This is a genomic window from Ruminococcus sp. OM04-4AA (assembly GCF_003462585.1).
Taxonomy (GTDB): Bacteria; Bacillota; Clostridia; order Lachnospirales; family Lachnospiraceae; genus Mediterraneibacter; species Mediterraneibacter faecis.
This window is the reverse complement of record NZ_QTZH01000002.1, coordinates 115,324-137,005: the sequence shown is the minus strand read 5'-3', so window position 1 is coordinate 137,005 and position 21,682 is coordinate 115,324. Positions and strand designations below refer to the sequence as shown.

The window sequence follows — 21,682 nt, the reverse complement described above, 5'->3', positions numbered from 1 at the left end:
AATCTGTCAGATTACATTCCCAGCTGTTCCATAACTTTCTTTGTGATAGAAGCTACAAGATCAGCATCTGTTCCTTCTGGAGCTGCTGCTGAAGATCCGCCACAGTTTCCACCGCATGAATGGCAGCTTGGCTTACCAGCTTTAGCGTTCGGGCAAAGGTTTGCCGGGTGTTTTCCTGGAAGTCCCATCTGTCTTCTCAGTTCGTACAGTCTCTGAACCTGCTCATCGTTCAGTTCCTGAGGTCCGCCAACCTGCATGGACTGCCATAACAGACGTGCGTAGAACTCAAGAGACTCCATCTTGTGGTATGCGCTCAGAAGGCTGTCTGAGTAAGCAAGTGCTCCGTGGTTCTCAAGAAGAACTGCATCAAAGTGCTGAAGGTATGGCTCGATAGCGTCCGGAATCTCCATTGTAGAAGGTGTACCGTATTTAGCGATCGGAACACATCCAAGAGCGATAACTGCTTCTGGCATGATTGGCTGTGTAAGCGGAATACCAGCGATAGCGAATGTTGTAGCGTACAGTGGATGAGCATGTACTACAGACTGAACGTCTGGTCTCTCTCTGTACACACGCATGTGCATCTTAATTTCTGAAGATGGTCTGAATCCTTTATTTGCCTGAAGAACATTACCATTCTCATCTACTTTACAGATGTACTCTGGCGTCATGAATCCTTTGCTGACACCTGTTGGTGTACACAGGAACTCATGGTCGTTCAGTTTTACAGAAAAGTTTCCGTCATTAGCTGCAACCATTCCACGGTTGTAAACTCTTCTTCCGATTTCACACATTTCTTTTTTGATTTCGTATTCGTTTTGCATTTTTTCTCCTCCTTGGAATCGTGTCAAAACTTTTGTTTTGTGTTGTTTCTTAACTTATTTTACCACACAATCCCACATTAGTCAATTTGAACAGCCGTTGTTTTTGTTGTTTCTTGTGATTATTTTCACTATTTTCTCTGTTTTCGACTTCGTGTAGATTATCTAATTGTGTTTTTTATTTTTAACCACCGATCCGGCACTCTACACCGGAAACTTCTTCTGCTACTTTCAGAAGTCGTTCCATCTTTTCATTTGTCGGTGGTTTTACATCCCCCATCAGGTATGGACGATTTAATCCGTCATATTTGTCCTGTCCCAGTCTGTGGTAAGGAAGAAGATGCATTCTTCTCACATTGCCAAGCTTACGGACATATGCGGCAATATCACGAATCTCCAGCTCTGTATCATTGAATCCTGGAATAACTGGAACACGGATACTCAACTCTGTCATATGAGAATCTGCAATCTTCTTTGCGTTCTCTAACATCAGTTCATTCGAGCGTCCTGTAAATTCTTTATGTTTCTCCGGATTCATATGTTTGATATCCAGCAGATACTGGTCTAAATATGGAAGAATCTCTTCGATTGTACTGTATGGTGCGCATCCCATACTTTCCATCGCAGTTGTGATTCCTGACTCTTTCGCTGCTCGCAGAAGGTCTCTCGCGAACTTCGGCTGGCAAAGGCTTTCGCCTCCGGAAAGTGTAAGTCCGCCTCCGGTTCTTCTATAATAAGTACGATCTTTTTCTACCGTCTTCATTACTTCTGCAACCGTAGTGTCCTCACCGATCACTTTCGGTTCTCCCTGTACCATCATTGTCTCGATCTCGTAGTGCTGTGATTCCGGATTACAGCACCAGCGGCATCTGAGCACACAGCCCTTTAGGAACACAATGGTTCGAATTCCATTCCCATCATGGATGGAATACCGCTGGATATCGAAGATTCTTCCTTTGGTCTTCAGATATTCTTCCATGCTGTCTCCTTCTTATTCTTAAAATCCCTGCTCCGTTCTGCGGATGATATCATCCTGCAGTGACTTGGACAATGTCGTAAACAGTGCGCTGTATCCAGCTACACGTACAACCAGATGTTTGTACTGCTCCGGATGCTTCTGTGCATCCAGAAGTGTCTCACGGCTGACAACGTTAAACTGCATGTGGCTTCCCTTCTGATCGAAGTATGACTGGATCAGTCCTACAAACTTCTCAAGTCCTTCTCTTCCACTCAGTGCTGACGGATGGAACTTCTGATTGAACAGTGTTCCGTTTGAAGCAATATAGTGGTCTAATCTGGAAACGGAGTTTGCAGCTGCTGTCGGTCCGCTTACATCCTTACCTGCTGATGGAGATACTCCATCGGCTACAGGCATGTGTGCCAGACGTCCATCCGGTGTAGCTCCTGTCTGTCCGCCAAGCGGTACATTTGCTGATACCGGATACAATCCTGCCTGGAACATACCTCCACGCGGGTTTTTATATTTCTCCAGTGGTTTTGTATAAGTATAGGCAACATCTCTTGCAAATGCGTCAACTTCCGGAATATCATTTCCGAACTTCGGCACTGCATCGATCAGCTTGAGGATTCTCTCGCCGTTTGCCTTCACCTGTTCTGATTCTGTTGCTGCAACAACAGTTTTCAGGATTGCTGCAACTTCTTTCTCACCTACCGGCTGTCCGGCAGATTTCATTGCAGAAGCAACCTCTGATACCATCTCTGCAACATCCTCGTTGCTCAGGCTCTTTCCATAGTTTGTGCTAAGAGCCATCTTCAGATCATGCATCGTGATCTTATTCTCGTCATAAACGAGTTTCTTTACTGCGTAAAGTGCATCTGCCATATTGGCAACACCGAATCCCTGCGGACCTGTAAAGTTATATACAGCGCCTCCCTGTTCCAGTGTTTTTCCTCTCTTGATACAGTCATCAACCATACATGCAAGAAACGGCAACGGTGCTCTCTCCGCATGTGCCATATCAATGGCATTGTCAGCATTAACAAGCAGTGCGATCGCGTAATCCATCTGTGCTTTATAAGCATCATAGAATTCATCAAATGTCTTCATATCCTCAACATTACCTGTCTTTGGACCAATCTGTACACCCTTGTCCACACCATTTGAAAATACCAGTTCCAGCGGACGACACATATTGAAGAATGCTGCATCATGCCATCCATTTGTCTTACCAGCCTTCTGTGGTTCTACACATCCGATGATGTTGTAGTCTCTCGCATCCTGTAAAGTCAGTCCACGGCTCTCAAGTGACGGGATAATAACCTCATCATTATAATAAGCCGGGAGTCCGATTCCTGTTCTTGTAAGTTCTGCTGCATAAATCAAGAATTCATGTGGTGATCCATTCCAAACTCTTACTGAAAGAGAAGGCATTGGAAGGAATACATGCATAGATGATGTAATACACATAAATGAAAGATCATTCGTAACATCTATACCATCTTCATTCTGTCCTCCTGCAATCAGGTTCTGGAACAGACTGTAACCTGCGAATCCTTCTGCTGAAGCCGCATCACGACACTTGTTCAGGTCATTTAATTTAACCCAGATACAATCCAGCAGTTCCTGTGCAAACTCTCTTGTGATCTTGCCGCTGTCGAGATCCTTCTTATAATAAGGATACATATACTGATCAAATCTTCCAGGGGATATTGAATGTCCACTGGACTCAATCTGTAACAGCTGCTGTACAAACCAGAAGGACTGACATGCTTCATAGAATCCTGTCGCACCCTTCTCCGGTACATTCGCACAATTCTGTGCAATGATAAGAAGTTCTTTCTTTCTTACCGGATCAGAACATTTCTCCGCCATCTCAAGTGCAAGCTTTGCATAACGACGGGCATATGTAATTGCAGCATCACAGCTGATCATCACTGCCTCAAGGAAACGTGATTTTGTCTGGTAGTTACCATCACTAACCTTCATAGAAGCAAGCTCATCTTCTGCTTTCTTGCGGATTCCGGAAAATCCGATCTCGAGAACTTCACCGTACTTAACTGTCACATGTCCTACACCATTGTAAAAATAGTTTCCAGGTGTAAAGATATTGTGTTCAATGTCAAGTAATGTCTCCGGCTCCATATATGCTGTAGCCAGGTCACTTGTTGTACGGCCCTTCCAGTAAGCATTCGCCTCTTTCAGTTCCTTCTTCGTCTGCTCAGAGATATAGAACGGGTCAGCACTTCTTGTTTCAACTGTATCAAACTCTGCCTCCAACCACTCGTAAGAGAACTCCGGAAATGTCTGGCATCCTCTTGGGGCAAGTGTGCTGCTTCCAACAACAAGTTCCAGGTCACGGATTGTGATCGGAATATTCTCCAAAATGTGCTGGAACGCTTTTGCTCTACGGATGATCATTGGTTCATTCTCAGTCTGTTTGTACGACTCCGTAATCAGTACTGCTCTCGCCGACTCAATCTCAGGCATCTTCGCATACAGGTTTTCTACCAGTTTTGGAATTCTGTCCGACTTCGGGATGGGAGTACTGTCATAAGTATAAAGTCCCATTTTGCTCTTAAACTCCTTTCTTCCAATATTAACATTTATTATACTTTATTTATCCCTTAAAGTCAATCAAAACACAATACATCCCACATTATATTTCTCTAAAGTTACAACAAATCCCAACATGGTTTGTGTTGTGTTTTATTTGTTTTTTCTCTGTATTTTACCTCGAATTAATTGACATTTTACTCAAAATACCGCATAATTAGGGTATATATGCGACATGACACGTTAATCGACACTGTGTCTCTCGCGCGAACGATTAGAAAGAAGGGTTGGATTATATGGCTTCTTATGAATTTGATATCCACACACATTCCATCGCCAGCGGGCACGGAACCTGTGCAACCATGACTGATATGGCAAAAGCTGCGAATGCAGCCGGACTTAAGATGCTTGGAATTTCCGATCATGGTCCGAAAACGCTTGGTGGCGGACGCATTTCTTATTTCCGCAGCCTTGCATTTGCACAGCCAAAGCGTCTCGGTGTTAGAATGCTTTACGGTGCAGAGGTAAATATTCTGAATCAGGAAGGAAAACTGGATCTTGATGATGAGATTTTAGAGTCTCTGGATTATGTGATAGCAAGTATGCATCGTCCAATTTTCAAGTCCGGGACAGCAGATGAGAACACCTGTGCTTATATCAAGGCTATGGAGAATCCTAATGTTAATATCATCGGTCATTGCGATGACGAGAAATTCCCGGTAGATTATTTTGCGCTTTTCCGTGCTGCAATGGAGAACCATGTTCTGCTTGAGATCAATAACAGTTCTTTAAGTCCGAATGGATATCGTGGGGATACGACCTACGCTGATCTCTTAATATTGAATCTGTCCAAGCACTTTAATTATCCGGTTCTGTTCTCCAGTGACAGCCACGGCACAGAACATGTTGGAGATTTCCAGTATGCCAAAGCTTTGGCTCAAAAAGCTGACATTCCGGAGGATCTTATCCTGAATTACTCTGTGCGTAAATTCATGGGATTTTTAGGCGAGAGATAATACTATAATATAGAAGGAATACTTACAATGGGAAAATGTCTTTTCTTTGATGCAGATGGAACAATTTTAGATATTGTAAAAGGAACACCAGAAGATACAAAACTTGCACTTCAACAGTTGAGAAAAAACGGACATAAGACTTTCATCTGTACCGGTCGTTCAAACGCTTTTGTTCCTGAATATCTTATGAAGGAGATTGGATTTGACGGACTTATCGCTAATCTTGGAGCATATATCGAATATAATGGGACGCGGGTATTTGAGCGTGAGATGCCAACCGACCTGGCATGGAATACCGTAGAGATCATTAAGGCAAACGGTTTTATCCCCGTACTGGAAGGCAATGATTATATGTACTATAATCTGGATGAATATACAAGTGATATAGACTGGTTTGCTGATCTGATCACTCAGGAACTCGGTGACAAACTGCTTCCTATTCGTGGAAATGAACATAATCTTCACTTTAACAAAATAAGTGCCAAGCGCACACCCGGATGTAATCCAGAGAAATTATGCCAGGAATTATCCCTATGGTATGATTATATTATTCACAGTGGATCTTTTGTTGGAAGAACGATTGAATTTGTCATGAAAGGCTGTTCCAAAGGACTTGCGATCAGTGTTATGAGTAATGTACTTGGATACGAAAAGAGGGATGTTATTGCTTTCGGCGATAGCAATAATGACTTGCCAATGTTCCAAGCTGCCGGATTTAAGGTTGCTATGGGAAATGGATCTAAAGACTTGAAATCACAGGCTGATTATGTGACCGGCGCCTTGGAAGACGGCGGAATCCGCCAGGCGCTGGAATATCTGAATTTGATTTAAAAAGGATACTCAATTCCTTGACCAACTTCGCATTTTCGAACAAAAATGGGGCATATCAATTTCCTGATATCCCCCATTTTTTCACTCTTTATTATGCTCTCTTAGACAGCACTTCATCCTCATATTTCTGAATCTCGTCAAACCATCCTTCAGCTTCTACACCACACTGACGGCAGTACTCTTCCCATACATCACCGATTGGAAGTGTCTTACACTGTTCCATAACAACCATCTTCTTGCTCATCTGGTTTGTATCCTGAAGCTCTTTGAGCATCTCGCTTGGCTGACAAAGTGCATCAAGCAGTGCTTTCTGGAAGCTGCGGAATCCTGTTACCCATGCGGAGATACGGTTGATGGAAGCATCAAAGTAATCCAGTGCAATATATGTACGGTCAATTCCGTTCTCGCAGCGAACGATCTCTTTTGCGATCTCTTTTGTCTCATCATCAAAGAGAACTACATGGTCTGAATCCCAACGGATCGGACGTGTAACATGCAGAGCAATCTCCGGGAAGAATGTAAGCAGTGCCGGAATCTTATCGGATACTACTTCTGTTGGATGATAATGTCCGTTGTCCATCAGTGGCAGACATTTGTCTTTGTTCATTGCAGCGTAGCTCAGTGAGAATTCAGCTGACCCTACTGTATAAGCCTCAACACCGATACCGAATACTTTAGACTCTACACAAGGTTTTACAAGGTTTGTGTCAAATGGCTCGGAAAGGATTGCATCGATAGACTCTTTGTAGCGTACACGAGGTCCCATACGGTCAGCCGGAATATCTTTGAATCCGTCACCTGTCCAGATATTCATCACACAAGGAACTCCTGTCTGCTCCGCAAAATACTGTGAAATGCGGATGCAGGCTTTTCCATGCTCGATCCAGAAGTTTCTTACTTCCTCATCCGAGCTTGAAAGTGTAAGTCCGTCTTTTACCATTGGATGTGAGAAGAATGTTGGATTAAAATCAAGTCCCATTCCTCTTTCTTTTGCAAAATCAACCCATTTCTGGAAATGTTTTGGCTCTAATTTATCACGATCTACGAATTCACCATCTTCAAAGATTGCGTAGCATGCATGAACATTGATTTTCTTTTTACCCGGCATCAGGCTCATTGCCTTATCCATATCAGCTAACAGTTCTTCCGGAGTTCTTGCTTTTCCCGGATAGTTTCCTGTTGTCTGGATTCCTCCTGTCAGAGGGCCGTCGTGGTCAAATCCTGTTACATCATCTCCCTGCCAGCAGTGAAGAGAAACCGGAATTTCTTTACATTTCGCGATTGCTGCGTCTGTGTCCACTCCTAATTTTGCATAGATTTCTTTGGCTGATTCATATCTTGTCATCTTTTCTTCCTCCATTTTTGTGAATTTGAATTACACATTTTCGTATATTTTTACATCAAACGATTTTCCAACACATGTTCTTGCTTCCGGCAGGTCTTTAAACACTCCATCATGTAGCATCTGGACAACAATATTTCCGATTGCTGTTGCTTCAGAAGGCCCTGCGGAAACTTTTTTTCCTGTATATTTTGCTGTCAGTTCGTTAAGATATCCTGCATTGGCACCGCCACCGACAACATAGATTGTAGTGTATTTTTTTCCTGTTAATGCTTCAATCTCTTCGATCGTATCGCCATAACATTTTGCAAGACTGTTGTAGATAACTGCTGCAATCTCGCCCACTGTTTCAGGCACCTGCTGCTTGGAATCACGGCAGAACTTCTTCACAGCTTCAATCATGCTCTTCGGAGCAAGGAAGCAGTCATCATTACAGTCTACTAAAGATGTGATCGTCTCTTTGGAAGCTCTCTCACAAATCTCTGCAAAAGAAAGATCCTCTGTGAATTCTTTCTTTACAGACTGGATCATCCAGAGTCCCATGATATTTTTCAGGTAACGGAAACGGTGATCGTATCCACCTTCGTTTGTGAAGTTTGCCTGCATACTTCTCAGTGAGCAGTCTGCTTCTTTTCTCTCAATTCCCATCAAAGACCATGTGCCGGAGCTGATATAAATGGCATTGTCATCGTTGGTTGGTACCGCAAGTACCGCTGAGCCTGTATCATGAGTGGCTGGAAGAACAACCTTGCAGTTGAATCCAACCTCGTTCTGAATGTCCTGTGTAAATTCGCCTACTACTGTTCCCGGCATAGATACCGGCTGGAACATCTCTTTGTTGTATCCGAGCATATCGATCAGTTCATAATCCCAGTCATTTGTCGTCGGATTCACAAGCTGTCCTGTTGTCGCATTTGTATATTCATTTTTCTTCACACCTGTCAGCAGGAAATGGAAGTAATCCGGAATCATCAGGATTGCTTTTGCCTGTTCAAGGTACTCCGGATGAGTCTCTTTTACAGCCATCAGCTGATAGATTGTATTGAATATCTGCTTCTGGATACCTGTTCTCTCATACAATGCGGAAAGGGAAATCTTTTCATACACTTTCTCATCCATTCCATTCGTACGACTGTCACGATAACCTACTGTATCTCCGAGGATCTGATTCTTCTCATCAAGAAGCACATAGTCAACTCCCCAAGTATCAATTCCCATTGTTGCCGGAATCTTACCAAGTTCTTTACATTTCTTCAATCCGTTCTTGATTTCTGTAAAAAGACGATCTACATCCCAGCATAAAGTACCGTTTTTGTTATCCATTCCATTTGGAAAACGGTAAACCTCTTCCAGTTTCATCTTTCCATCTTCCATGGATGCCAGCATATGACGTCCACTGGATGCTCCGATATCAACTGCCAGATAATAATTGCCCATTGTTTGGTGCCTCCTTCTTATTTTTCTATTACTGTTCATTTCTTATGACTTTATTATACCCACGCTTTTTATGTAAAAAAAGGACGCTATTTACGAAAAACAGCGTCCTTATTTGCATTATATTTTGTTTTTAGGGTTCTCTTTTGCACCTTGTACAATTTTCAATTACTATTTTTGTTGAAAATGTATATCTTCATTTCAAATGTAATTCTCCACAACCAGATACTTTATTTACCGGAGAAATTTCTATGAAGAAGCTCATGCTCTTTTCCCTTCAACAAAGTATCGTACAAGGAAAGAATCATTGGGTTCTCATTTGATTTCTTGATCTGAGTGTTTACATCTGTATCATATAAGCCCTTCATTCTTGCTTTTCTGGTTCTCGGTCCTGCATTCACCGGCTGACCTCCACCCATGATACATCCTCTGCGGCAGGCCATCACTTCCACAAAATCATACTCTGCTTCGTGATTTTTAATCTGCTGCAATACTTTATCTGCATTTGCAAGGCCATTTACAACTGCTGCCTTAATCTCTCTTCCATTATAATTATAAGTCAGCACTTTAATACCGTCGTCCCCACGCACACCACTCTTTTTAATAGACTCCATATCCACTCTGTTGTGTCCCTGCTGCAGCCTACGGAGCACTGCCTCTGTAACACCACCGGTAACACCGAAGATCACACCACTTCCGGAGCCGATACCAAACGGTACATCAGCTGCTTCGATCTCAACTTTGTCAAATACAATTCCTGATTTGCGGATCATTCTTACGATTTCTGTTGTTGTAAGCACGTAATCAACATCCTGCTTGCCATTTGTGTAAGATTCCGGACGTAAGATTTCTTCCTTCTTCGCCGTACAAGGCATAATTGATACAGATACGATCTTCTTTCCTTCATTTTTCTCAGGATCTTTATAATACTCTCTTACAACAGCTCCAAACATCTGCTGCGGTGATCTGCATGTTGAAAGATTCGGCACGAATTCCGGATATTTATTCTCACAATATTTTACCCATGCCGGACAGCACGATGTAAAGAGTGGCATCTTCTCACCGGAAGTAAATCTCTCAATAAACTCTTTGGATTCCTCCACAACTGTCAGGTCTGCGCCATAGGATGTGTCATATACTTCATCAAATCCCAGACGATGCAGTACTCCAACGAGTTTTCCCATCACATTTTCACCTTTGGCATAACCAAAGTTATCACCGATTGCAACACGTACAGCCGGAGCGATCTGAGCGATCACTTTTGTATTCTTGTCTGCCAAAGCTTCCCACACTTCATCAATATTGGTATGAATACTGATTGCACCGGTCGGACAGACAACACGACACTGTCCACAACCTACGCAGTCTGTTTCTGCAATCTTCTTATTAAATGCCGGTATTACCTGTGCATCAGTTCCACGATACGCGAAGTCGATTGCATTGATATTCTGTACATTATCACACATTCTGACACAGTCACCACACAGGATACATTTATTCGGATCTCTGATAATTGCGTGTGAACTTGTATCAATTGGCTGTATCTCTCTTACATTTTCAAAGCGGATCTCATGAACTCCCATACGGTGCGCCAGTTCCTGCAGATGACACTCGCCGCTCTTGATACACGTCGTACAATCTCTGCAGTGAGCAGCCAGAAGTAGTTCCAGTATCAGTTTCCGGTAGCGCATCAACCTTGGTGTATTTGTATAAATAATCATTCCGTCTCTCGGCTTTTCTGAACATGAAGCAAACGTTTTCCCTCTGTCATCTTCTACCGTGCATAATCGGCAGGCACCATAGATAGATAATTCCGAATGATAACACAAGGTAGGGATATCAATCCCGGCTTTTCTTATTACAGACAATACATTAGGTTCATCCGTGAACTCAATGGCCTGTCCGTCAATTGTCATAATTCCCATAAATCTCTATCCTCCCTACTCTGTATAAACAGCTCCAAATGGGCAGTTATCGATACAACTTCCACACTTGATGCACTTTGAATGATCAATTGTAAATGGTGATTTTATTTTTCCTGTGATCGCATTTACCGGACAGTTCTTCGCACATTTTGAACATCCTTTACATTTCTCCGGATCAATCTTAAACACACGAAGATTAGAACAGACTCCCGCACGACATTTCTTATCTACTATGTGCTCTTCATATTCTTTTCGGAATGCATGGATCGTACTTACAACCGGCTTTGGTGCACTCTTCCCAAGACCACATAAGGCAGTATTTTCAATCATGTCTGCCAGTTCTTCCAGTTCATCAAGGTCGCTCATTTCTCCGTTTCCGGCAACTATACGTTCCAGAATCTCCAGCATACGCTTAGTTCCTTCTCTGCACGGAACGCATTTTCCACAGCTTTCTCTCTGTGTGAAGTTCATAAAGAATCTTGCAACCTCTACCATACAGGTGTCTTCATCCATAACAACAAGTCCACCGGAACCAATCATAGCACCGATCTTTGACAGTGAGTCAAAATCCATCTTACTGTCAAGCTGGGATTCTACCAGACATCCACCGGATGGACCACCAATCTGAACTGCCTTGAATCCTTTATCGTCTTTGATGCCGCCTCCGATATCAAAGATGATTTCACGTAAACTTATTCCCATAGGCACTTCGATCAATCCGGTATTTTTTACATTTCCGGTAAGGGCAAACGCTTTCGTTCCTGGGCTTTGCGGTGTACCGATACGGCTGTACCAGTCTGCTCCGTTTTTAATGATCATCGGGATATTTGCATAAGTCTCTACGTTATTCAATACGGTTGGCTTCTCCCATAATCCCTGTTCTACTGTTCTCGGTGGTTTTACTCTCGGCATGCCTCGCTTGCCTTCGATCGAAGCTGTAAGCGCGGAACCTTCCCCGCATACAAAAGCACCTGCTCCGCGATTGATATGTAATTTGAAGCTGAATCCTGTTCCAAGGATATTATCCCCCAAAAGTCCTTTCTCTTCCGCCTGAGCGATAGCAATCTGCAGTCTTCGTACTGCCAGCGGATACTCTGCACGAACGTAAATATATCCTTCCTGAGCCTGTACTGCATAAGCTGCCAGCATCATACCTTCGATCATTCGGTGAGGATCACCTTCCATAACGCTTCGATCCATAAATGCACCCGGATCTCCTTCATCACCATTGCAGACTACATAACGGATCTTTTCCGGCTGACTCGCTACCTGTGACCATTTTCTTCCCGCCGGAAATCCTGCTCCGCCTCTTCCACGAGGCCTGCATCTGTAACCGTCTTAATCACTGCTTCCGGAGTCATTTCAAACACAGCTTTTTCGAAAGACTCATATGCTCCTACCGCCATTGCATCTTCAATATGCTCTGCATCAATATGACCGCAGTTTCTCAACACCAGACGGGTCTGCTTGGCATAGAATGGAATTTCTTCCTGTGTCTGATATACATGACCATTATCTTCATACATCAATCTTGTAACCGGTTCTCCATGAAGAATCGTCTTTTCAAAAATTTCTTCGCAGTCTTCCAGTTTTACTTTCAGATACAAATAGTTATAAGGTTCAATACGAACCAGCGGACCCATCTCACAGAATCCATGGCATCCGCTCATCTTAAGTCCCACATGAGCAATTTCTTCACCGATTTTGACTGTTACATGATCCATATTGGAAGTTAGTTCTTTCAAACGGGCATAGATTTTATCTGAACCACCTGCCAGACATCCTGTTCCTCCACAGACCAGAATACAACAGTTTTCTTTCTGCCGCTTTTCCTTACACTCTTCTCTCCATAACTGGAGCTGCATTCTGTTTTCTATCCTCATTCCTCTTCCTCCCGCAGCTTCTTGATCAGCTCGCTCATTTTCTCAGGTGTCATTTTCGGATGTACTTCATCATTGACCATTACGGCCGGTGCCAGTCCGCATGCACCTAAGCATGAAACCGTCTCTACTGTAAACAACTGGTCATCTGTTGTGTGTTTCTTTTTTCCAAGCCCCAGTTCCTTGTAAAGTCCTTCCAGAATCGGAATGGATTTGCGCACATGACAGGCTGTTCCATCACATACTTTTATCACATATTTTCCTTTTGCCTCAAAAGAAAAATTTTCATAAAAACTTGCCACACTGTAAGCTTTCGCCTCGGAGATTCCCAGTTTCTCCGCAACATAAGTTAAAAGCTCCGGTGGAAGATAGCGATATTCTTCCTGAATCCCCTGTATAATCGGGATCAAAGACTTTTCGTCACATGTATACTGTGCAATAATCTCATCTGTTTTTTCATAATAGGATATATCTAACATTGCGTTCCTCCTTTTTGTATTTTTCACATATAATTCATTATACATCCTATCCTCTTTTATGCATAGTGCTATTTAATATTGTTTTCGCATCTTTTATTTCGTTGTTTTTTTATTTTTACCCGTTTTATCTCGTTTCTATTAATGCAAATTGCCAATTCTTATATCAGTATAGTCTTTGGTTTACTATTCGCGCAAAAAAGAAGATGCCATCTGTGAAAAATAGCATCCTCTCTATACTTTATCCTTATTTCATGTTTTCAATCCGGTATTCTTTCGGACTGATTCCGTAGCGTTCTTTAAATTTTCTATAAAAATAGCTTGTATTGTCGTATCCAACTGCTTCTATAATATCCGACACCGCAATCCTGCTGTTTATCAGAAGATACACTGCCTGCTGCATCCTCTTTTCCTGAAGAAGTTCTTTATATGTTTTCCCTGATTTCTTCTTAATCTCACGACTCAGCCAATAGACATCCACTTTCATCTCTACCGCCAGTTCTGACAGCGTGCCTTCTTTAAAATGATCCTCTATATAGCGATACACATTCGCCATAATCTCTGTGTCAAATTTGCGTCCGCCGGCTTCCATCTTATCCATATAATTCAACAACTGAAGAAACAAAAGTCCCATCGTGATCTGATTGCTGCTTCGCTTATTGGAAATGTCATAGAAGATCGTCCAGACCATATTCTCGATCAGATTCTGCACCGGGAGAATATCAGCCACATGAAAATACAGATAAGACGTCTCTTCATCTCTTCCACACAATGCACCGACAAGAAAATCTTTTAGCTGGTTTTCTTCTGCTCCGATCATCGAGAACGCTGTGTTAAAAAACTCCGGCAGGACAATAAAATTCACCGCAATATCATACTCTCCTGCCGGAAGGATCTCCTGTACTGCATTCTGATTCAGAAACAGAAGGTCACCCTGTTCGAGCACAACCTGATTGCCGTTCACGATATGTGTCGTTGTTCCCTGGCACATATAAATTACTTCTATATAATTGTGTGTATGCGCCGGGAAATGTACAAAGCGAGTATGCGGTCTGACCTGGATCAACTTCCCCTTCTTCAGAAGTTTCGCACTATCCACAACCATTTCCTTCTTTTCTGTATAAAGCTGTGGATCGATCTCCTGTTTTCCTTCAAGGATCCGGCGTTCCTCATCTGTGATCATCGCCAGTTCCCGGATCAGTTCCTGATGCATCTATTGCCTGCCTTTCTGGTTTATCCTTTTAATGTAGCTGCAATCTCTCTCGTTAATTCCATGTACTCTTTCGCACTTCTACTGCTCTTCTTATATGCGATCACCGGTGCATTATTATCCTGCGACCACTCAATTCCACTGTCCACGCGAATGTAAGTATCAAATACTTTCACATCATCCAGCTCTTTCAAAGTCTCTAATGTCTGTTTGAAATAATTCTTTCTTGTATCAACCTTTGTGATCACAATTCCGCCAAGCTTGAGATCCGGTGCAATTTCTTCTACACTGTCCAGGAATTCGAACATATTTCCAAGACCAAACAGTCCCCATGGAGATGCCTCTACCGGAAGGATCACATAATCGGACGCACACAGGATATTCATCACCCATCCACCAAGTGTCGGCGGTGCATCGATCAGAATATAATCATAAACCTCTGACTCGCGGATCTTCTTTAATCCTTTTTTCAAAATATACTCTCTCTGCCATTTTGTAAAAAGTTCATATTCAATCGAACTCATCAATGTAGAAGACGGAATCAGATCAAGTCCTTCGTATTTTGTATTCACGATATAATCTGTCAGATCATCCTGTCGCTTAATTGCTTCATACAAATTTTTGTCACTCTGTGCATATGCAAGCACTGTATCTTCGTCAAACAAAGAAAGGGAGAGATTCAGCTGCATATCTCCGTCGATCATCAGAACCTTTTTCCCAAGCTCTCTCAAGCCAAATCCAACATTTGAACAAGTTGTGGTCTTTCCGCTTCCTCCCTTATTATTCGTAAAACAGATTACCTTTGTCTTTGCCATTGTGTTCTCTCCTTCTTCCGAAATCATCAAATCTATCCTAATTACTGTATCCAGTAACGCCCTTTTCTAAAATTTTAGCATATCCATTTACGAAAGACAATGAAATCCAATCCATTTTATGTTATAGTTATTGTATCTGAGTAATCATTAGAATTTTATCATGATCACTCTCCAAATCAGCCGCTTATTTAAGGGCTCAGAAAGACTGAGGTTTTCTTTTATGAATAAAAAATCCATACTGATCACCGGTTCTTCCCGCGGCATCGGGCGCGCCTGTGCGAAAGCATACGCCAAGGCCGGTTATCACGTATTTCTCAACTGTGTCCACCAGGTGGAACACTTAGAAGAACTCGCACATGAGATTCTCTCTGACGGTGGTTCCTGTACAGCAGTTCCCGGAGATGTCAGTAACCCCGACGAAGTCCGGAAGATTTTTCAGATTATTGAAAAAGAGTGTGGTGGCGTTGATATTCTGATCAACAATGCCGGTATCGCCTGGTTCGGACTTCTGACCGACATGACTGACAATGACTGGGATAAGATTCTTGCCACGAATCTTTCTTCCGTCTTCTACTGCAGCCGCGCAGCCATTCCATACATGGTATCTAAAAAATGTGGAAAGATTCTGAATATTTCTTCTATGTGGGGAACTGTCGGTGCTTCCTGTGAAGTTGCTTATTCCGCAACAAAATCCGGAATACACGGATTGACACGAGCACTTGCCAAGGAACTTGCACCGAGTAATATTCAGGTGAATGCAATCGCCTGCGGTGTGATTGACACAGAAATGAATGGTCGTTTGAACGAAGAGGAACGCCAAGACCTTATGGATGAGATTCCTTCCGGACGTTTTGCCGATCCGGAGGAAGTTGCCGAGCTTGCATTAAAGCTCACAGATACACCGGCTTACATGACCGGACAAATTATTGGAATAGATGGAGGTTTCATATGATAGACGTACATCACATTGAACAGATTTCACAGGATTGTTCCCTTACAGAATTTGTCGGAACAACTGTTTTGGATACAATCGGACTTGTTATCCCGGGAATCGACCCTTCACTTCTCGAGAAGATGAATCTAAAAAGGCCATATAAAAGTCTTGGCCTGATCAGTTCAAGAACAGGTGCAGCCGGACAGATCAATGCAGCTGACGAGGCTGTCAAGTCCACGAACACGGAGATTGTTTCCATCGAACTTCCTCGTGATACAAAAGGCTGGGGCGGACACGGTTGTTTTATCGTGATCGGCGGAGACAACGTCTCTGATGTGCGCCGTGCTGTTGATATTACACTTGAATATATCGGCAAATATGCCGGTGAGCTCTACATCAGCCAGGCCGGACATTTGGAATTCACTTTCTCTGCCTGTGCAGACAAAGCACTTCATATGGCATTCAACGCTCCGATTGGAAAACCATTTGGATTCTTCTGCGGATCCCCTGCTGCCATTGGACTAGTCATGGCTGACCTCGCTGTGAAATCTTCCCCGGTTGAAGTCATCAAGTACATGACTCCTGACCAGGGAACAAGCCATTCGAACGAAGTGATTGTCGCAGTAACCGGGGATGCGGATGCCGTTAAGAATGCAGTTCTCACTGCAAGAGATGTAGGTCTTCAGCTGCTTGTCTCCATGGGAAGTTACCCTGAGAGCCCGGCAACACCGTATCTGCAGTAAACTTTAACAGTGCAAAAAAACCGTAAGGTGAAGCATATCACTATGAACTGCTTCCTCTTACGGTTTTTGTCTTTTTATTTTTCTATTCTATGACATGGAATACCCGGAATCATTATAATCGCCCATATATATCCTGTGGTACATATGCCTTAACTTCAATTCCTTCCGGTACATATTCTTCAGATAACAGCTGTCCCTTACTGCGGATCAGCTGAATCTTGCCCGCTTCACTGAAATCATATAAGCGTTCAATATAAATCTGCTCTTTACGGATAATCTCCAACAATGCGTGTTTGAACTCTTCCAGCCCCTGCCCGGTCTTCGCAGATGTCGCAATGGAATAATCTGCCTGAAGATCTTTGTGATTAACCGGATTCTCAACCTTATCCTGCTTGTTAAACAGTGTAATGACCGGTTTTCCTTCGGCTTCAAGCTGTCTGAGTGTCTCATAAACTACATGCATCTGTGCATCCATCTGTGGATTCGAAGCATCAACTACGTGCACGATAATATCCGCATACTTTGCTTCTTCCAGTGTGCTCTTAAATGCCTCTACCAAATGATGCGGCAGCTTGTTGATAAATCCAACCGTATCCGTCAGAAGAATCTCCTGTGTGTTATCCAAGGTCAGTGCTCTCGTTGTTGTATCCAATGTTGAGAAAAGCATCGCATCCTCCAATACTCCTGCCTGTGTCAGTGCATTCTCAATACTGCTCTTCCCTGCTGAAGTATAACCTACTAACGCTGCTACTTTCAGTCCTGACTGCTTTCTCTGTCCACGAATCAATTCTCTATGGCGCCCTACATCTTTCAATTCTTTCTTCAGTCTGCTGATACGTTCTCTGATCAGACGGCGATCCATCTCCAGTTTTTTCTCTCCCGGTCCTCTTGTCCCGATTCCTCCGCCGAGTCTGGAAAGAGATTTCCCAAGTCCTGCCAGTCTTGAAGCACGGTACTTTAACTGTGCTAATTCTACCTGAATCTTACCTTCTCCTGACACTGCCCTGGCTGCAAATATATCAAGGATCAGAAGTGTTCTATCCATAATTTTACAATCCAGTTCTGCTTCCAGATTCCCCATCTGCACACTTGTCAACTCGTCATCACAGATAATTCCTGTTCCGTGCGTCTCCCACAATAATTCCTTTAATTCAAGAATCTTTCCTTTGCCGATGTAAGTTCCCGGATGGATACTTTCTCTTGGCTGGATCATACGGCCGACAACTTCTGCACCTGCTGTCTTAGCAAGCTCTCCAAGCTCATCCAAGGATCGTTCTGCCTGATCAGATCCATCTGTATCTACCGCTACGAGGATTACCCTCTCTTTTATTTCATCCATTGATATCATATTTTCTTTTCCTTATCTACTTATCATGATCTGCTAATATGCAACCTGCCCTGCTACTGACCGCAGTAACCTTTTTATCTTGTCTGAAGGAACTCTGCTTCCTTACTTACAGAATCATCTTCCGGGAAATCTGCCTGATACTGTTTCATCGCACTCTTTGCATTTTCCCAGTCTGCCTGTTGTTCGTAGCAGACAATCACATTATATTCCATTTCTTGAAGAAGTGCTGTATCTGCTTTCGTTTCGTCATCTCCTGTCTTGCTTTCTGCAAGTGCGATTCCAGCCTGGAAACATTCGAGAGCCTTCGGATAATCCTCCGTCTTCATTGCGCAAACTGCGGTCAGATTATAAAGTTCCTGCGTCTGCTCTGCTCCCTGATCCAATGCGGTCTGAAATGCTTCCAATGCTTTATCATATTCTTTCTGTTCATAATATGTCATTCCAAGTCCCTGATATCCATCTGCCGCAACTTCTTTATTCCCATTCTTAGTTGCCTCTTCAAATGCCGCCTCTGCCGCATCATATCTTCCTTCGCCAAGCGCCTCTGTTCCGTCCTTGACTACATTTCCACAGCCGGATGCTAAACAAGTCACACCAATCAACATCAAGACTGCCAGTTTTTTTCTTATCATCATCTATTTTCCTCATCTTTCATATTTTCCATTCTTCTATTGCTATAGTATACCGAACCTACAGAAAATCATCAAGCCCCATCGCCAAAGCGATTTAAAATGACGAGGTGCGTTGCTGGTCGCACATCTTGTGAACAGCAATACAATCACTTTTAACAACAAAAGCTGTGAAAATATGAATCTCTCATTTCCCACAGCTCACTTCGTTTATTACAGTTTTATATTTTCTACAGATTACTGTCTTATGTTACAATCTCTGTCACTTTTTCCTGTACTTTCGAATCTTTATATTCTTTGTTATTTCCAAGAACATCTCTGCACACATCATTCATCAGTTCTTCGTTCATCTGAATCTGATCCTTATCCTGTTGGGCAATGCATTCCCGAATTGCCTCATTCAATGAAAGCATCTTATCATCCAGCTCTGATACCATCTTCGCGCATTCCTGCAGATCCTTGCTGATATACTCCGGTGCATTCCCTTCAAATTTGTAGTAGATCTTATGTTCAAGGCTTGCCCAGAAATCCATTGCAATGGTTCGGATCTGAATTTCTACCTTCGTGTCTACTACACTATCCGAAAGAAATATCGGCACAGAAACTAACATATGATAACTTTTATATCCACTTTCTTTGGGATTCTTAATATAATCCTTAATTGAAAGAACTTTCAAATCACTTTGATTCCCTATCATCTCTGCCAGACGATATATGTCTGATGTAAATGAACAGATCAATCTTACTCCTGCAATATCATTCACATAGCGAACCATGTTCTCTATAGACGTCTCATGTCCATACCTCTTCAACTTTTTCACAATACTATCCGGTGTCTTGATTCTTGTCTTAATATGTTCAATCGGATTATACTGATGTACATGCTGAAATTCATCATTAAGAATCTCCAGCTTTGTACCAACTTCTTTCAACGCTGCATTATACAGGAAAATGATTGTCTTCCAGCTGTCAACATCTTCATAACTCTTTAGCGCAGCTTCTACCTGTTGTTCACTTCTCATAGCAGTCATCCCCCGGTCTGTTTATATATATTAAGTATAACATACTCCCATTTTTCTGTCACAGAATTCACTGCTTTTTTAGAGATATTTTAGTGTTACTGTAATAGTATCTTTCCAATCTCTGTAATCCACTTTCTGCCTACAGCTCCAGTTTCATGTCTCCCTGGCGAATCCAGCCCTTCTTTCTCATAAATTCTGAAATTCCAAGTGTGATCACTGCCGGAAGTACAAACTGGATCACAATGATCTTCACCAGAACAATCATCGGATCTTCTGTCTGGATCATCACCTGCCACGTCATCAACGGACCAACCAGCCCGGCTGTTCCCATTCCAGATCCGGTTGCATTATTCGTCATATGGAGTAACATTGTACTTACCGGTCCTAAAATTGCACTTGACAAAATGGATGGGATCCAAATCAATGGATGTCTCATAATATTCGGTACCTGAAGCATAGAAGTACCAATTCCCTGTGCCAGAAATCCACCAATCTTATTCTCTCTGTAGCTTGCAACTGCGAATCCAATCATATTGCAGCAACATCCAACCGTAGCTGCTCCAGCCGCAAGACCTGACAGATTCAGGATTACCCCCAAAGCCGCGGAGCTGATCGGCAATGTCAGGATCATTCCCATCAAGACCGAAACTACAATTCCCATAAGGAACGGCTGCTGTTCTGTTCCCCAGTTAATCAAGGAACCCAGCCAGTTCATAAAGGAAGAAATCGGTGGTCCGACAAACAAACCAACAACTGCACCAACACCAATGCAGATCAATGGTGTCAGGATAATATCGAGTTTCGTTCTTCCTGTAACTAAAATTCCAATCTCAATTGCCACATAAGCTGCCACGAAAGCTCCCAGTGGTTCCCCCGGTCCGGCTAATACGATATTCCCATCTACAAGCACCTGACCTGCCAGAATTTTCCCCGCGAATGCTCCGATCATACCGGCAACAGCTGCACAAACTGTAACAAGCTGCTGAGCCTCCAGCTTCCTTGCTACTCCGACACCAATACCTGCTCCTGTAAGTGCTGCTGCAACTTTCCCGATCAAATAAATTAAATCTCCATAATTTCCTCCAACAAATATTCCCATCTGCTGGATGATTGTTCCTATGATCAATGTTGCAAACAAGCCCTGCGCCATTCCGCTGAGTCCGTCAATAAATATTCTCTTCATCGCTCTTCTAGTCCTCCTTATACAGGACGCCCCATTCCTGTCCTTCCTTCTTCCGGGTGTCCCTCTTCAACGCATTGCCTTCCTCATCACAAAGCTCCGGGATCTGATCTACGGTGTCCATCCGGTAGTCTGTCAGAAGCCAGCTTACAATATTCACATTATCCTTTCGTCCAATCACCATCTCCGGCACAAGCACAGAGAGCATCTGCTCCAGGAAATCAATTTCCACCTGGTTCTCTTTCGAATAAAGCAGTACATTTTTGTAAATCATAAGATAAACACCTTTGCACTGTTCTTCTTCAATATCCATATAAACGGACTGGAATTTCTGTTCAAATCCGAATTCATCAATCAGATGAAAGATTGCCTGTCCATAACTGTCTTCTTCCAGATAACTTCCCAGTATTTCTCTGTCTGTCTCTGTACATTCTCTAATCATAACTGCTCTCCAATCATTCTATCAATTACTATATTGCTGTTACCATTACCGTGTTACTGTTCACACGATGTGCAAACAGTAACATTACCGTTCCACTATACCAAAAAGTCTCTAAAAAAG

18 protein-coding genes and 1 pseudogene are annotated in these 21,682 nt (G+C 42.8%); 4 read left to right on the top strand and 15 right to left on the bottom strand.

From position 1 onward, the window contains the following. Positions 1-11: 11 nt before the first annotated feature. From DXB52_RS01505 to DXB52_RS01495, 3 genes are all read right to left on the bottom strand, one after another. A complete protein-coding gene (locus tag DXB52_RS01505; RefSeq protein WP_020436524.1) occupies positions 12-824 on the bottom strand; it encodes a class II aldolase/adducin family protein in 813 nt (270 codons plus the stop codon). 181 nt (positions 825-1,005) lie between these two features. After that, positions 1,006-1,800: a glycyl-radical enzyme activating protein gene (locus DXB52_RS01500; RefSeq protein WP_117540816.1), complete on the bottom strand. Its 795-nt coding sequence runs from the start codon at positions 1,798-1,800 to the stop codon at positions 1,006-1,008. An 18-nt stretch (positions 1,801-1,818) separates the two neighbouring features. Beyond that, positions 1,819-4,350, bottom strand: a complete 2,532-nt coding sequence (locus DXB52_RS01495; RefSeq protein WP_118106327.1) for a glycyl radical protein — start codon at positions 4,348-4,350, stop codon at positions 1,819-1,821. Positions 4,351-4,631: 281 nt separating this feature from the next. Here DXB52_RS01495 and DXB52_RS01490 point away from each other — a divergent pair, with 281 nt between their 5' ends. After that, positions 4,632-5,351, top strand: coding sequence for a phosphatase (locus DXB52_RS01490; RefSeq protein ID WP_118106325.1), 720 nt, complete (start codon positions 4,632-4,634; stop codon positions 5,349-5,351). Positions 5,352-5,378: 27 nt separating this feature from the next. Next, positions 5,379-6,182, top strand: a complete 804-nt coding sequence (locus DXB52_RS01485; protein WP_118106323.1) for a Cof-type HAD-IIB family hydrolase — start codon at positions 5,379-5,381, stop codon at positions 6,180-6,182. Between the two features lie 91 nt (positions 6,183-6,273). Here the strand turns inward: DXB52_RS01485 and DXB52_RS01480 are convergent, their stop codons facing one another. The 7 genes and pseudogenes from DXB52_RS01480 to DXB52_RS01450 all read right to left on the bottom strand — a co-directional run bounded on the left by DXB52_RS01480 (position 6,274) and on the right by DXB52_RS01450 (position 15,264). Beyond that, positions 6,274-7,527 carry an L-rhamnose isomerase gene (locus tag DXB52_RS01480; RefSeq protein ID WP_118106321.1) on the bottom strand — a complete coding sequence of 418 codons (1,254 nt, stop codon included), beginning with the start codon at positions 7,525-7,527 and terminating at the stop codon, positions 6,274-6,276. A gap of 30 nt (positions 7,528-7,557) precedes the next feature. Next, positions 7,558-8,961, bottom strand: coding sequence for a rhamnulokinase (gene rhaB / locus DXB52_RS01475; protein WP_118106319.1), 1,404 nt, complete (start codon positions 8,959-8,961; stop codon positions 7,558-7,560). A gap of 227 nt (positions 8,962-9,188) precedes the next feature. Next, the gene (locus DXB52_RS01470) at positions 9,189-10,883 is read right to left on the bottom strand and encodes a [FeFe] hydrogenase, group A (RefSeq protein ID WP_055161057.1); all 1,695 of its coding nucleotides are present in this window, start codon (positions 10,881-10,883) and stop codon (positions 9,189-9,191) included. Between the two features lie 15 nt (positions 10,884-10,898). Then, positions 10,899-12,766, bottom strand: a pseudogene (gene nuoF / locus DXB52_RS01465) (NADH-quinone oxidoreductase subunit NuoF). Beyond that, positions 12,763-13,242, bottom strand: coding sequence for a complex I 24 kDa subunit family protein (locus tag DXB52_RS01460; protein ID WP_117540828.1), 480 nt, complete (start codon positions 13,240-13,242; stop codon positions 12,763-12,765). The pseudogene nuoF and the gene DXB52_RS01460 overlap by 4 nt, the downstream one beginning before the upstream one ends. A 244-nt stretch (positions 13,243-13,486) precedes the next feature. Continuing rightward, on the bottom strand, positions 13,487-14,452 hold the full coding sequence (locus DXB52_RS01455; RefSeq protein ID WP_117540830.1) for an AraC family transcriptional regulator: 966 nt from the start codon (positions 14,450-14,452) through the stop codon (positions 13,487-13,489). 20 nt (positions 14,453-14,472) lie between these two features. Then, entirely contained in the window at positions 14,473-15,264 is a 792-nt protein-coding gene (locus tag DXB52_RS01450; protein WP_117540969.1) for a ParA family protein, read from the bottom strand. A gap of 220 nt (positions 15,265-15,484) precedes the next feature. Between DXB52_RS01450 and ymfI the strand changes: the two genes are divergently transcribed. Together ymfI and pduB are read left to right on the top strand one after the other, a co-directional pair. Beyond that, positions 15,485-16,216, top strand: a complete 732-nt coding sequence (gene ymfI, locus DXB52_RS01445) for an elongation factor P 5-aminopentanone reductase (RefSeq protein ID WP_118106317.1) — start codon at positions 15,485-15,487, stop codon at positions 16,214-16,216. Continuing rightward, positions 16,213-16,941 carry a microcompartment protein PduB gene (gene pduB / locus DXB52_RS01440; RefSeq protein WP_117568513.1) on the top strand — a complete coding sequence of 243 codons (729 nt, stop codon included), beginning with the start codon at positions 16,213-16,215 and terminating at the stop codon, positions 16,939-16,941. The genes ymfI and pduB overlap by 4 nt, the downstream gene beginning before the upstream one ends. A gap of 112 nt (positions 16,942-17,053) precedes the next feature. On the opposite strand, the gene hflX is transcribed toward pduB, so the two are convergent. The 5 genes from hflX to DXB52_RS01415 form a co-directional block, all read right to left on the bottom strand. Continuing rightward, the gene (gene hflX, locus DXB52_RS01435; RefSeq protein WP_118106314.1) at positions 17,054-18,289 is read right to left on the bottom strand and encodes a GTPase HflX; all 1,236 of its coding nucleotides are present in this window, start codon (positions 18,287-18,289) and stop codon (positions 17,054-17,056) included. Between the two features lie 74 nt (positions 18,290-18,363). After that, positions 18,364-18,924, bottom strand: coding sequence for a tetratricopeptide repeat protein (locus DXB52_RS01430; protein WP_118106312.1), 561 nt, complete (start codon positions 18,922-18,924; stop codon positions 18,364-18,366). Between the two features lie 239 nt (positions 18,925-19,163). After that, the gene (locus DXB52_RS01425) at positions 19,164-19,940 is read right to left on the bottom strand and encodes a GTP pyrophosphokinase (protein WP_117540839.1); all 777 of its coding nucleotides are present in this window, start codon (positions 19,938-19,940) and stop codon (positions 19,164-19,166) included. 139 nt (positions 19,941-20,079) lie between these two features. After that, complete coding sequence (locus DXB52_RS01420; protein ID WP_118106310.1) at positions 20,080-21,123, bottom strand: PTS sugar transporter subunit IIC; 1,044 nt, start codon at positions 21,121-21,123, stop codon at positions 20,080-20,082. A 7-nt stretch (positions 21,124-21,130) separates the two neighbouring features. Continuing rightward, positions 21,131-21,562, bottom strand: coding sequence for a hypothetical protein (locus DXB52_RS01415; RefSeq protein WP_015528267.1), 432 nt, complete (start codon positions 21,560-21,562; stop codon positions 21,131-21,133). Between the last annotated feature and the right edge of the window lie 120 nt (positions 21,563-21,682).

Coding starts and splice junctions, on each gene's coding strand:
- DXB52_RS01505 (WP_020436524.1), bottom strand. CDS start 824: ATGCAAAACGAATACGAAATCAAAAAAGAAATGTGTGAAATCGGAAGA.
- DXB52_RS01500 (WP_117540816.1), bottom strand. CDS start 1,800: ATGGAAGAATATCTGAAGACCAAAGGAAGAATCTTCGATATCCAGCGG.
- DXB52_RS01495 (WP_118106327.1), bottom strand. CDS start 4,350: ATGGGACTTTATACTTATGACAGTACTCCCATCCCGAAGTCGGACAGA.
- DXB52_RS01490 (WP_118106325.1), top strand. CDS start 4,632: ATGGCTTCTTATGAATTTGATATCCACACACATTCCATCGCCAGCGGG.
- DXB52_RS01485 (WP_118106323.1), top strand. CDS start 5,379: ATGGGAAAATGTCTTTTCTTTGATGCAGATGGAACAATTTTAGATATT.
- DXB52_RS01480 (WP_118106321.1), bottom strand. CDS start 7,527: ATGACAAGATATGAATCAGCCAAAGAAATCTATGCAAAATTAGGAGTG.
- rhaB (WP_118106319.1), bottom strand. CDS start 8,961: ATGGGCAATTATTATCTGGCAGTTGATATCGGAGCATCCAGTGGACGT.
- DXB52_RS01470 (WP_055161057.1), bottom strand. CDS start 10,883: ATGGGAATTATGACAATTGACGGACAGGCCATTGAGTTCACGGATGAA.
- DXB52_RS01460 (WP_117540828.1), bottom strand. CDS start 13,242: ATGTTAGATATATCCTATTATGAAAAAACAGATGAGATTATTGCACAG.
- DXB52_RS01455 (WP_117540830.1), bottom strand. CDS start 14,452: ATGCATCAGGAACTGATCCGGGAACTGGCGATGATCACAGATGAGGAA.
- DXB52_RS01450 (WP_117540969.1), bottom strand. CDS start 15,264: ATGGCAAAGACAAAGGTAATCTGTTTTACGAATAATAAGGGAGGAAGC.
- ymfI (WP_118106317.1), top strand. CDS start 15,485: ATGAATAAAAAATCCATACTGATCACCGGTTCTTCCCGCGGCATCGGG.
- pduB (WP_117568513.1), top strand. CDS start 16,213: ATGATAGACGTACATCACATTGAACAGATTTCACAGGATTGTTCCCTT.
- hflX (WP_118106314.1), bottom strand. CDS start 18,289: ATGATATCAATGGATGAAATAAAAGAGAGGGTAATCCTCGTAGCGGTA.
- DXB52_RS01430 (WP_118106312.1), bottom strand. CDS start 18,924: ATGATGATAAGAAAAAAACTGGCAGTCTTGATGTTGATTGGTGTGACT.
- DXB52_RS01425 (WP_117540839.1), bottom strand. CDS start 19,940: ATGAGAAGTGAACAACAGGTAGAAGCTGCGCTAAAGAGTTATGAAGAT.
- DXB52_RS01420 (WP_118106310.1), bottom strand. CDS start 21,123: ATGAAGAGAATATTTATTGACGGACTCAGCGGAATGGCGCAGGGCTTG.
- DXB52_RS01415 (WP_015528267.1), bottom strand. CDS start 21,562: ATGATTAGAGAATGTACAGAGACAGACAGAGAAATACTGGGAAGTTAT.